The organism is Gemmata palustris, assembly GCF_017939745.1.
Classification (GTDB): domain Bacteria; phylum Planctomycetota; class Planctomycetia; order Gemmatales; family Gemmataceae; genus Gemmata; species Gemmata palustris.
In genome coordinates, this window is record NZ_JAGKQQ010000001.1 from 1543483 (window position 1) to 1554320 (window position 10838).

Genomic DNA, 10838 nt, shown 5'->3' on the forward strand with positions numbered 1-10838 from the left:
GAACCGGAGAAGACCGTGCCCACGACGAAGGCCGAGGGCGCCACGAAGACCGCGGAGCTCGAGCCGAAGGGCGCGAGCACGTCCACGTCGCCGGCCGCGCAGCCGAAGAGGCACCCACGATCCCGGACGGTAGGCCCGAAATGCACGAGTGCGTTGTTCCGCACCGGACCCGCACGGCCCGATCCTTCGCACACAACGGCCCCAGATCGGCCCCTTTCGCGTTCGAGCACGAACGCTCACCCACCCGCTCTTCGCCCAAGGTGGGCAACGTCAGCGAAGCGGCGGGCGAGGTCTCCTCGGCGCAACACCCGTCACCTCCGGGTGCCGAACGTGCCGAACGTTGCCGGACGTTGGTTCCGCCAAACGTTCGGCAACGTTAACCGGCATGCTCGCAAGATGTTATGGCACGTCTGCCGAACGTTGCCGAACGTTGGTCCGTACCCATACACGCGCGGGCGCCCGCGCCCGCGCACACACGCACGCGGGGCCGTTTACCGCAAACGTTCGGCAACGTTCGGCAGGCGTGCCGTAACCGACTACTCGGCAAGATGTTAACTGTGCCGAACGTTTGGCGGGCCCAACGTCCGGCAACGTCCGGCAAACGTGCGGTAGGTTCGGCAGACAGAAATGCTCTCGGGGCGGGACCTCGGGAACGGTCGGCAGAACCGATACGAACGGAGCTGCCGGCCCGGCTCGCGGACGAGAGATGAGGCGTGGTTCGGGGAACCGGGCGGGAACCGGCGCGGCCCGATGTGTCGAACGCGCGCTCAGGCGGCGCTCGTGGCCGAGTCGGTCTCGTCGGTGATGGCCACGCGATAGACGTTGCCCTTGCGCTCCTCGGACCGGTGGAACACGGCCCAGCGGGTGCGTGAGAGCGGAAAGCGAACGCCGACGTACCGGCCCGCGAGGATCCCGAGCCGGGTTGCGACGGCGCGCGGCGAGAGGTCCTTGAACTCGGTGGGAAAGAGTCCGTGCTCGTGGACGAGCGCGGCGAGTTCGGCCGCGGTCCAAGTGCCCTGTGGGTGATCGGCGAGGACGCCGACGAGGTACGCGAACTCGCGTCGGGTGTCGTCCAGTTCGGCGGCCGCGGTCTCGGCGTTGGCCAGGAACCCCGGGAGCCCGGCGTGGGCCAGGATCCCGCCCACGATCCGCCCCCAGCCCTTCTTGTTGAACCGGGACGCCACGTCCGCCTCCGGGCTCCCGGCCCCGCGCCAGCGCTCGACCATGCCGACCAACTCGCCCAAGAGCTCGGCCCGGTGGTCCCGGGCGTACCCTTCCGGGTCCGGGTACGTGAACGCGCGTCGGGCCGGGTCGCCCTCGTGGAACAGGTCCACCAGGACGCACCGGGTGACCAGGTCGCGACTCACCTCGGGGGTGTTGGCGGTCAGGCAGAACACGTGCGAGTTCTCGGCCCGGATCTCACGCGAGTGCCCCAGAAGCCGGAACGAGAGGGTGGCGTCGGTGATGGAGCGCTCGAGGCACGCGGAGTCGATCCGGGCCGCTCGGCCCTTACCCTTGGCGTTGTCGACGATGATGGTGGTGGCCCCGCGGTGCACGACGGCCCCGAGGCGCTTCTCGAACTCCTCGTCGTTGGGGTTGTACGTGGCGGTCTCGGCGGGCTTGCCGTCGCGCAGGGTGGCGATGACCTGCGCGAGGATCGTTTTGCCGAGGCCGGGCTGGTTGCCGCTGAACAGGACCGCGGGCTTGGACCCGACGAACCGGGGCATCAGGACCGTGGTCAGGAGCACCCCGACGTAATTGGTGCGGTCCCCGGGGGCGCGGAAGCAGAAGTCCGCGAGGAGCGCATCGAGGCACGAGGTTCCCGCGCGGGGTTCGATCGCGGGTCCGGCGTAGTAGATGCCCGACGCGGGATCGAACCCGGGCGGCGAGAGGCGCCCGTCGGTGGTGTACACCGGGTTCTGGGTGAACAGGGTGATGGCGGGGAGCCGCCGGGCCTCGCCGGGGTGGTTGAGCCAGGTGTTGGCGTAGTTGACCGGCAGGGGCTTGTATTCCGAACCCTTCTCGCCGACAACGAGGACCTCGGTGTGATGGTTCAGAAGCCCCGCCAGTTCCGGCGGGGAGAGAACGGGCGTGATGGTCGTTCCGGTGACGCGAACCAGTTGCCCGGCGCGATAATAGCAGTCCCCGGCGGCCACCAGCACGTCGGTGATCGAGGACATGGTACGGCCCACCGGGGTGGACGCCGCGTCGATCACGACCCCCGGGTCCTCGGCCGCGCCTTCACCTGCGCTTTCGTTTCCGTCCCCACCGCCGCCCGCGGTCGGATCGTTCGGCGGTTGTCCTGGCGCCGACGGTGCGGTTCGTTTCGGGCGGCTCTTGTCCTTGCGCCCGCGCCCACGGCTCGCAGCAAGCGGCGGGTCGTAGTGGCGTGCTTCGGGTGCGCCGATCTGCCGCTTGAACGCCTGCCACCCGTGTCCGGTGCACCCGTTATGGAAGCAGTGCGCCGAGAGTCGGCCGTCGGCCGCCTGCATGACGCACGCGTCGGGATCGGCGTGCGTGGCGTCGAACGGGCAGGCCGCGAGAACGTAAACCGCGCGCCCGCGCGCATCCGGTTCGGGTTTCACGCGGAACGCGACCCCGCAGTCGGTGAGCCACCGGTCAACCAAGAGCCGGGACGTGAAACTCGTGCCGGTCGTCTCGCGTGACGCGGTTCGGGTCGTGCGGTGCGTGGGTTCGGGTGCGCCGGGGGCTTCGGCGGCCAGCCCTTCGATCCGCTCGCGGCGGACCAACACGAGCGGATCGGGAATCTCGAGCAGTTTGGCCCGGCGGTGCGGTCGGTCTTCGGTGCGGTCGCCCTTGCGTGCGAGCGTGCCCGGGAACTTGCAGAGTTGGCCGGCGTTGAAGACCGAGCGGTCGATGGTCACGTGTTCCGAGTCGAACCGCACGGCCAGCGCCGCGAGCACGCGCTTCACCAACCCACGGTCCTCGGCCGGCAGTTCGACGCGATACAGCAGGTGGTACCCGTTGCCGCTGTCGGCCAGGATCGGCTCGGGCCAGCCGCGCTCACGCAGGAACGCGCGTACCGCGTGAGCCGTTTCGCGGGAGCGGAGCTTCTCGGCGTCGGTGGCGCTGATGTGGGGGTCGCGTTTGGGATCGGCGTCGACGAGGAGCCAGCGCCGGGTGAGAGCGTCCTTGTCCTTGGCGAGTTCGCCCCCGTCGGCCCAGTCGGTGCGGAACCGCCGCCGCGCCAACAGGTCGGGGTTCAGGGGGTTGAGCGTGAAGTACACCCCGCCCGCGCGGTCCGTGAGATCGAATGCGGCCCGGGCCATCTCGGTGAGGTGCTCGGAATCGAAGAACCCGGCCTCGGTGTGGGGGCGCCCGGTGCCGCGCCGAACCTTGAGGGCGCGCAGTTCGACGACCTGGCCGGGCGCGACGAGGAGTCGCAACCAGTCGGTCACGAGTGCGAGCGCCTCGGCGCGGGTGCGCGAGCGCGGGGTCGGGTCGCCCGGGGCCTGGGGTTCGGACACGAGAGATCCTCGCAGCGCGCACCGTCCACGCCCCCGCCTTGCGGCCGGTTGTTTCGGTGCGCGCGGATTGAGCGGTCGGTTACGCGGTCACAGTTTCGGGTTGCGGTTGCTTCGGTTCGGACGGGCGCTCGACGCGCGCGACGCGGAACGAGCCCGACCCGAACTCGCGGGTCATGAACCCGATGAACAAGCGGTTCAGGTCGCGGCCCACGGGGGTGCCCGCGTCGATCACCACGGTGCGTTTCTTGGCATCGAACGCGTGGCCCGCGTCCAGTCGCGTTTGCGCCTCGCCGTGGAGGGCCTCGGTGCCGAAGATCGAGAGGATCAGTGTGGTCTCGACCTCGACAGCGGGGATCTGGTCACCGAAGTGGTAGCGGTACACGTCACTCGACATCGCACGTCCTCGCGTGATGGGTCTCGATCAAGGAACTACCCCGTCCGAAAACGAAGTGTCCGGTCATTGCTCCGGATCGTTGCCGCGTCGCGTCCCGCACCGAGCCGACCACACGCGCACGAACGCCCTCTACCTGTTAATTACACCAATCGCGCGCGACCTGTCGGGCGAAGTTTACGGATCGTCGCCAAGTTCCCGGGCCGCGAGCCGGGCGCGCAGTTCCTCGACGCGCGCGTGGACCGTTGTGCGGGACAGACCCCACGCCCGCGCGATGTCGGCGACGGTGTCGGTGACCAACCGGTGGGCGAGGTCGCGCAGGTCGGGGGGCAGGGCCGCCAACGCGTCCGCCAAGTCGATCGCGCGTGCCAGGTCGTCCGGGTCGCCGCGGCATGCGGCGCTCGCGGGGAGTGCTCCGGGGGCGCCCGCGCGCTTGACGCGCCGGCGCGCCCGGAGCACGTTGTTGCCGGCGCGCTCGACGACGCACCACACGAAGGCGGGCCAGGTGCCGCGCCCTTCGGTGAACCGATCGCGCTGGGCGAGTACCCGGAGCACGAGTTCGTGTTCGATGTCCTCACGGTCCTGCGGTCGCAGTCCGGCGCCGCCCACCATGCGGTCGGCCTTTCCGCGGATGATGGCGGCAACGGTCGGGTCGATCGGGTTGGCGGGATCGGGACGGCTGTGAGAATTGGACAAGGCAAAACTCCTCCCGGCCGGGAGGAGCGGAGGGCGTGGGCGCGGACCCGGACGCGCAAGCCCGCAACGAATGCGGGGGCGATGCGAACACCGGGTGGTGCCCACAAGCGCCTCCGCAAAGCGGCCGGCTGAAAGTCGGGTGATGGATTGGAACGGAAGCGGCGGGTGGCCCGGTCAGCCGGGTAACTCGGCGTGGAACGGGAGCCCGTGTTTGACGCTCAGCACGGTGATGGTGCCGTCGCCGATGTCGTCGAGCAGGCTCATCAGGTCCGCGACTTGGTTCTTGAGCCGGCAGTCCGGGCGCCCGGACTCAGGATGTGGCCCGTTTTCGCTCGCAAACTTGTACTCACGGATCACAACGGGCGTCGGGTCGAGGACGGGTTCACCGCCGCGCACGACGAGGTTCTCGACGCGTCCGAAATTGAGCTGTTGCAGCAGTTCGACGATCCGTTGTCGTGCCGGTGAGAGGGAACGCTTGGTGGGTTCGCTGCCTGGGCGGACGTGAGACGATGTGGTCATCTGCGATGCTCCGTGGTCGTCCGAGCCGGGAGTGGCTCGGCACGGGCAGGATCGCACGGGCCGCTGAGCCGGCGCTGGGGGTGGCGCTGAAACCGCGCTGATTTACGACTTTTCTTCGGCGCCCAAGACGAGGCGGTAGAAGCCCGCCTGCGAACCGTCCAGGCGCACGCCGGTGAACTCGCGGTCCCGGAACCGGCGTCGGATGTTGCTCATGGTCTGCTGAACGGTGTTGCGAGTCGTCCGCGCGTTGCCCCACACGTCTTCGATGAGCGTCTCGACCGACACGTACTGGCCGAGCGATTCGGTCAAGCGCTCCACCACGCGGAACTCGTTTGAGTTCCCCAGGAAGCACTCGCGCCTGTCGAGGAACACCTCGAACCGGCTCCGCTCGACGATCCAGCGCCGGGCAGCGTGCGCGGGCGGGGCGTCGCCGGTCCGCTCCACGCGCCCGACGATCACCCCGAGCAGTGACTTGGCCGGGTACGACTGGCGCACGAGGTCCTCGGCGCGGGCGGCCAGGATCGCGTGCAGAGCGCCACGCACCTCGGCGGCGTGATCCCGGTGTAACTCGAAGATCGCCCGGGCGCCCTCGGCTGCCGGGCGCCCGGTGAACGGGAGCGCGTCATTGATCTCCGCGTACCGCTGTCCGAACGTGACGGTGTCCGTCACCGCCTCCATGTCCAGCGCGGACCCCACGTACCGCTCGCACAGGGTCAGTTCGGGGCCGGTGCGCTCGCCGGTGAGTACGTCGCTGTCGTACCGCTGGGGTGGGTCCTCGGCGTCACTCAACCCAGCCGCTACAGTAGTGAGCCGGCGGTCCACACACTGCGAGCACCGCCCGCAGTGCGGGTGTCGCTCCTCCCGGCCCCACACGTGGCCACAGCTGCACGTTCGGGCGCACAGGTCCGCGTGGCCCTGAGCCCGGAGCCGGCGCAGCATCCCCGCCTTGGTCGTCCACTGGTACGGGTTCTGCACCTCGAACGGCCCGTCGAACAACGCGGAGAACAACGCCCCGAACCGGTGCAGCGTCTGCGGGTGGGTGGTGCGCGAGGCGCGGGCCCCGACGAGTTCGCGGCTCCCGGGCAGGTGCAGGCTCGTGACTCCGTTCTCGTAGAACCGGAACCGGCGGCGCCCGGCGAGCCGGGCCACCACCGCGGCCACCGCCGCGAACAGGAACGACCGGCCCCGCTGGCTGAACTCGTTGTTCAGCTCCCGACCCTTGTTGATCGTCGCGCCGACGTGGAGCGGACTGATCTCGGACCGCGGGAGCCGTTCCCGTAGCGCGGCCAGCAGCGCGTCCTGCCGCGCCTGGATGCGGCTCACCGATCGGTGGCTCACCAGGACCACCGGGCGCTGACCCACAAGCACTTCATCGACCGCTCCACACAGCGAGTCGAGTCCGCCGGAGAACAGCACGACCTCTTCAAACTCGGTCCCGTCGGGCGAGTCGATGAGGTCGGTAACGTACCGCTGACACGGGATCGGGTCGCGCGCCAGAACGAACGCGAACTCCCATTCGGCGTCGTCGGTGAGGAACACGAGCGCGGCCCGCAGAGCCGCGCTCACCTGGGGTTGTCCCCACACGCCCGGGCAGCGGACCGGGATCACGAGCCGCAGGTGCCGGCGCCACCGGGCCCCGTAATCAACCACGACCGTGCCACCGCGGGTCAGCACCTGGTCGATCGTGTACACGTAGGCCGCGACTTCCAACAGGTCGGCGTCCAGGTCGCTGAGTCCTCGGCTCATCGCACGGGACAACTGGTTGATCTCGAGGTGGACATCCCGGGGACCGTCGCCGATCGCCAGCGCGTGCGCGTGTTTCAGGTCACGCCACTCGCGCGGGGCGTGCGCCATCCGCACGTCGCCACAGAGGACCAGTTGAGGGTCAGCCATGGGCGGCTTCCCCCCGCACCTCGAGTTCGCGCCGCAGTTTGGTCAGCGCGTAGGCCGAGAACTTGCCGGCCTGTTCGGTGGTGATTCCGGTCTCGAACTTGGACTTGGAGTACCACCCACCGGCGTAGGTGCGGACGATGATCGCGGCCTCGTGGCAGTGGACGTCGAGGTCGGCGAGAAACGCGTTGTGTTCACCGGGCGTGGCGAACCGCCCGTTGCCGCCGACGTGCTGGGACAGTTCGCGAGCGAGGTGGTAGAGGAGGAACCGGCGCGTGAACCGGGCGTAGAACTCGTGGGCCAGGAGCGCGAACCCGTTTTGGGTGGAGAGGTCGCGTGTGGCGTCCTGGATCTCCTGTCCGGTCGGGAAGAGGGTGACGGAACGGCCGCCGACGCAGTGGGTGAGCGCCTCGGTCGCGGCGAGTGCGGCGATCTGCCCGAGGTCGGTTTGCGCGGTGCGGGTGTCGAGGTGCCAGTGGCGGACCGCGGCGGCGAAGCCGGCGGTCAGGTCGAACAGGCCGGGCGGGTCGGGAACCGCGATGTGGAGTTCGCCGAGTGCGGCGGCGAAATCGGTCCGGCGTGCAGCGAGCGCGGTGTGCGCGAGGAGGTAGATAACGCGGGTGACGCCGTGGTCGCCTTTGGAGAGTCGGAGGCCACGGACGGCCGCGGCCGAGGTTGCGCCGGCGACGGCCGCAACGCTGGACCCATCGGCGATGCGGCCGATCACGGCGTGCCAGGGTTTGGTATCGGGCAGGGCTCCGAGTCGGATGCTTCCCATAGGCGACAGATCCCGGGTTCACTAGTTCAGAAATATACGCAAGTATATTTTCAGTTGCGAGCGCGGCAGACAATGTCGGTAGTGACGATTCGGGTGACTATTTCGCCTCTTCTGTTCGCGCGGCCACGCACCGTTGGAGAAGGGCGCGCCACATCTTGCGCTGGCGGGGCCAGTCCGGTGTGGCGGCGAGCGGGCGCACGTCCTTGAGCACCAGCGGGTCGCGCCCGCGGTTCACCTTGGGGAGGAACAGGAGCGCCTCCTGGATGTCGGGCGCGAGGTGGAGCAGGGCCATGATCTGGCTCACCCGGGCCCGGGTCACGTGCCCCAGGCGCGCGAGTTCCGCGTGGTCGGTCACCTCGCCGCACCGGATCAGGTCCTCGAACCGCAGGGCCAGCGCCAGGAGGCGCGAAACCCGCGGGACGCGCCCGGGCTCGGGCGGGACCGGTGCGGGACCGACACGCAACTCCTTGGTGCGCCCGCGCCGGGCGAAGTGGATCGTGCCCGCCACCGTCAAGGTGCTCGGTGCGGGCGTCGGGTTCGTGGTGGTACCCGTGCTCATGCGACCTCCCGTTCGTCGTGGCGCGCGGCGAACTCGTCGGCGAGGGCCTTGATCCCGGTCGGGTGAAACGACACGGTGACATTCCCGTCGCGCCCGTCGTACTCGACCTTCTCCACCAGGAGTGCGATCACCCGGGCCCGTTCGAGCGGGGTGAGCGTGCCCCAGATCGGGTCGAACGCAGCCAGAGCCCGTGCCGCATCCTCTTCAGAAATCAACTGATCGGTCACCGCCGTGAGGTGCTCGCGTACCTTGGCGGCGCGGTGCTCGGCCGCCTCGATGCGCTCGTGCAGGTCGGCCAGGCGCGCGACGAGCGGCCCGTTGTCCTCTCCGGGCTTTAGCTGGACCGAGAGCCGGCGCACCTCCCCGTGCCACGTGCCCAGGTCCTTCTCCAATCCCCGGTGCGCGGCCTCAAGCTCCTTGATCCGGGCCGCGCCCTTTTCCCGGGCCTGTTCGAGCACCTGACGGAGCAACTCGGGGTCGCGCCCCACGGTGCGGACGCGCTCGACCACGAACCCCTCGATGGGTTCGGCCGGGATCGATTTGGACGGGCACGCGCGGTACCCGCGCTTCTGGGCGTGACCGCACACGTAATACCGGTACCGTTTCGTCCCCTTGGTGCTGTGGCTCGGAGTCATCGCGCACCCGCACGGCCCGCACCGCAGGAGTCCCTTCAGTAGCGCCCCGAACTGGTTCCGCACCAGCGCCCCGCCCGTGCGCCCGTTGCGCGTGAGGGCGCGCTGCACCGCGGCGAACACGCCTGGATCGACGATGGCCGGGTGCTCGCCCGCGTGGACCTCGTCCTTGTACCGCACGTGTCCCACGTACAGCGGGTTCGTGAGCAGGTTGTACACGTTCGTCCGGTCGAACGGCTTGCCGCCCCGCTCCGGACCCTTGCGCGTGGCCCAGCGCTTGGTCGTCCACTGGCGCCGCTCGAGTTCCGCGACCACGGGCACGAGCGCCCCGTGCTCGAGGTACAGTGCGAAGATCTGGCGCACGCGCTCGGCTTCGGCGGTGTTGAGTGTGAGCTTGTACCCGCCCGGGTCGATGTCGTACCCGAGCACCGGGTGCCCCCCGGCCCACTTGCCCTTGCGCCTCGTGGCCGCGATCTTGTCCCGGGTCCGCTCGGAGATGATCTCGCGCTCGAACTGGGCGAACGACAACAGGACGTTGAGCACGAGCCGGCCCATCGAGGTGGCGGTGTTGAATTGCTGAGTCACCGAGACGAACGCGACCGTGCGGGTCTCGAACGTGCGCATGAGTTGGGCGAAGTCGAGGAGCGACCGGGACAGGCGATCGACCTTGTACACGACCACGCAATCGATGCGCCCGTCGTCGATGTGGGCCATGAGCTTCTGGAGCCCGGGGCGATCGGTGTTCCCGCCCGTGTACCCGCCGTCGTCGTACTTCTCGGGCACCAGGGCCCACCCCTCGCCCGCTTGGGACCGGACGAACGCTTCCCCGGCCTCGCGCTGGGCGTCGAGGGAGTTGAACTCCTGCTCGAGCCCCTCCTCGGTGGACTTGCGCGTGTAGATCGCGCACCGCACCCGTTTCACCGGTTCCCGGTCCGCGGGCTTCGGTTTGGGCTGCGGTCGGTTGAGTCGGTTCGTGTGCGAGGTCATGCGCGCTCCGGTTTGTTGAGCTTGAAGAAGTGGAACCCGTTGCAGTGCGAGCCGGTGACCGCCCTGGCCACGGCGCTGAGCGAGGGGAACGTGCGCCCGTCGTACTCGAACCCGGTGGGGAGCACCTTCACGTGGACCGTGGTGCCCTTGTACGCGCGGGTGATGACGCTCCCGGGCGGGGGCAGGCGCGCGTCGCTCGTGTCCCTGGGCACGGTGCCCGTGTGAACGGGTCCGGCGGGGGCGGTACTTCCCTTGGGCGGGATCAGTCGGATGTCCCCGTCCCGGGCCAACTCCGCGGCTCGTGCCCGGGCCCGGGCCGAGAGGTCGCCCTCGGCCAGCATCTGGAGGCGCCACGCGATGCGGCGCACGAGCCACGTGCGGTTCCCCGTGGTCGTGGGCTCCCCGAACACTTCGGCGTACCGGGTGCGCAGCTCGGCGATCGTGAGCCGCGCGAGCGCGGCGAGTTCCTTGGCGACATTGATCTCCACCCATGCCCTCCTCGAAAATCCTGTGGAATCGTGTCCTCGGCGGTGTTAACCACCAGTCACAGTGACGCTCTTCTGGGGCACCACAGCAAGTCCATTCGCGGCGGATTCCGAGGATTCTTCTGGGGCCGATGGTGGAGACGACGCGGGTGCGAGGAGGTCCGAGCCGAGGCGCACGAGCCCGGTCGCGAGCAGGCGCGCGAGCTCGCGGGTGCGTTCCTCGGGCGTGAGGGAAGCAGGGTTGCGGGTGGATGGCATCGGGGCACCGGGTGGTTGGCCCCAGCGCCCTTCGCGTCGCGACCGGCGGGCTGGCGGGAGAACAAGAGAAAAGTCTCTACCCGTTAATTACACCGAACGCGTTCGAAGTGTTCAGAGAAGTGCGATCGAGGTGCCGATCGCCCAACGACCGTGGT

Annotated in this window: 10 protein-coding genes; all 10 read right to left on the reverse strand. The window is 69.3% G+C overall.

Going from position 1 to position 10838, the window contains the following annotated elements; translation table 11 throughout:
- Positions 1-767: 767 nt before the first annotated feature.
- The 10 genes from J8F10_RS06175 to J8F10_RS06220 all read right to left on the reverse strand — a co-directional run bounded on the left by J8F10_RS06175 (position 768) and on the right by J8F10_RS06220 (position 10683).
- Complete coding sequence (locus J8F10_RS06175) at positions 768-3488, reverse strand: hypothetical protein (RefSeq protein ID WP_210652978.1); 2721 nt, start codon at positions 3486-3488, stop codon at positions 768-770.
- 79 nt (positions 3489-3567) lie between these two features.
- The gene (locus J8F10_RS06180; protein WP_210652979.1) at positions 3568-3882 is read right to left on the reverse strand and encodes a hypothetical protein; all 315 of its coding nucleotides are present in this window, start codon (positions 3880-3882) and stop codon (positions 3568-3570) included.
- Between the two features lie 174 nt (positions 3883-4056).
- Positions 4057-4575 (reverse strand): hypothetical protein, encoded by a 519-nt coding sequence (locus J8F10_RS06185; RefSeq protein WP_210652980.1) that lies wholly within the window; start codon positions 4573-4575, stop codon positions 4057-4059.
- A gap of 174 nt (positions 4576-4749) precedes the next feature.
- Positions 4750-5094, reverse strand: coding sequence for a hypothetical protein (locus J8F10_RS06190; RefSeq protein ID WP_210652981.1), 345 nt, complete (start codon positions 5092-5094; stop codon positions 4750-4752).
- A 102-nt stretch (positions 5095-5196) separates the two neighbouring features.
- A complete protein-coding gene (locus tag J8F10_RS06195; RefSeq protein ID WP_210652982.1) occupies positions 5197-6987 on the reverse strand; it encodes a winged helix-turn-helix domain-containing protein in 1791 nt (596 codons plus the stop codon).
- Complete coding sequence (locus J8F10_RS06200) at positions 6980-7762, reverse strand: hypothetical protein (protein ID WP_210652983.1); 783 nt, start codon at positions 7760-7762, stop codon at positions 6980-6982. Before J8F10_RS06200 ends, J8F10_RS06195 begins: the two co-directional genes overlap by 8 nt.
- 97 nt (positions 7763-7859) lie before the next feature.
- On the reverse strand, positions 7860-8321 hold the full coding sequence (locus tag J8F10_RS06205; protein ID WP_210652984.1) for a hypothetical protein: 462 nt from the start codon (positions 8319-8321) through the stop codon (positions 7860-7862).
- Entirely contained in the window at positions 8318-9940 is a 1623-nt protein-coding gene (locus J8F10_RS06210; RefSeq protein WP_246522959.1) for a recombinase family protein, read from the reverse strand. The genes J8F10_RS06205 and J8F10_RS06210 overlap by 4 nt, the downstream gene beginning before the upstream one ends.
- A complete protein-coding gene (locus tag J8F10_RS06215; protein ID WP_210652985.1) occupies positions 9937-10428 on the reverse strand; it encodes a DUF2924 domain-containing protein in 492 nt (163 codons plus the stop codon). Before J8F10_RS06215 ends, J8F10_RS06210 begins: the two co-directional genes overlap by 4 nt.
- A 45-nt stretch (positions 10429-10473) precedes the next feature.
- Positions 10474-10683, reverse strand: coding sequence for a hypothetical protein (locus J8F10_RS06220; protein ID WP_210652986.1), 210 nt, complete (start codon positions 10681-10683; stop codon positions 10474-10476).
- Positions 10684-10838 lie beyond the last annotated feature (155 nt).

Coding starts and splice junctions, on each gene's coding strand:
- J8F10_RS06220 (WP_210652986.1), bottom strand. CDS start 10,683: ATGCCATCCACCCGCAACCCTGCTTCCCTCACGCCCGAGGAACGCACC.
- J8F10_RS06205 (WP_210652984.1), bottom strand. CDS start 8,321: ATGAGCACGGGTACCACCACGAACCCGACGCCCGCACCGAGCACCTTG.
- J8F10_RS06195 (WP_210652982.1), bottom strand. CDS start 6,987: ATGGCTGACCCTCAACTGGTCCTCTGTGGCGACGTGCGGATGGCGCAC.
- J8F10_RS06190 (WP_210652981.1), bottom strand. CDS start 5,094: ATGACCACATCGTCTCACGTCCGCCCAGGCAGCGAACCCACCAAGCGT.
- J8F10_RS06200 (WP_210652983.1), bottom strand. CDS start 7,762: ATGGGAAGCATCCGACTCGGAGCCCTGCCCGATACCAAACCCTGGCAC.
- J8F10_RS06210 (WP_246522959.1), bottom strand. CDS start 9,940: ATGACCTCGCACACGAACCGACTCAACCGACCGCAGCCCAAACCGAAG.
- J8F10_RS06180 (WP_210652979.1), bottom strand. CDS start 3,882: ATGTCGAGTGACGTGTACCGCTACCACTTCGGTGACCAGATCCCCGCT.